This is a genomic window from Lactobacillus kimbladii (assembly GCF_014323605.1).
GTDB classification, from domain to species: Bacteria; Bacillota; Bacilli; order Lactobacillales; family Lactobacillaceae; genus Lactobacillus; species Lactobacillus kimbladii_B.
Genome location: NZ_SCMB01000033.1, coordinates 1 through 351, shown reverse-complemented (window position 1 = coordinate 351; position 351 = coordinate 1). Strand labels below are relative to the sequence as shown.

Below are 351 nucleotides of genomic sequence, written 5' to 3'. Positions count from 1 at the left end.
GAATTGACCACGATAATTTTGCGAGGTGTGCCGAATTTCTAGGCCCTTAACGCCAAAGTGCTGGTATTGTGCAGCCCAGGTATCAATTAGTTGATGTGATCCGGTGCCAATCATTTGCGCCACAGAACGGCTGCTGTAGCCTTCTTTGAGCAAGTTAAGCGCCTGTAATTTTTGTTTGACGGTAAATTTAACCATAGTAAAACCCTCCAGATGGATTTTTGTCCAATTGAAGTGCAACTAAAAAGTTAGACATTTTAATATTACGCAAGACTCAATGCACGATTTCGATATTTGATCGGGGTCGTGTATTTTAGTTTGTTTGATCTTCTAATATGATTGAACCAGTAAACG

The 351-nt window shown here is 40.2% G+C and carries 2 protein-coding genes; both read right to left on the bottom strand.

Translation table 11 applies throughout. The features are described 5' to 3' along the window. On the bottom strand, positions 1 to 195 hold a 195-nt coding region (locus ERK18_RS09385), incomplete at its 3' end, for a helix-turn-helix domain-containing protein (protein ID WP_187155216.1). A gap of 65 nt (positions 196 to 260) precedes the next feature. Then, a partial coding sequence (locus tag ERK18_RS09380; protein ID WP_187155215.1) for an IS3 family transposase occupies positions 261 to 351 on the bottom strand: 91 nt, incomplete at its 5' end.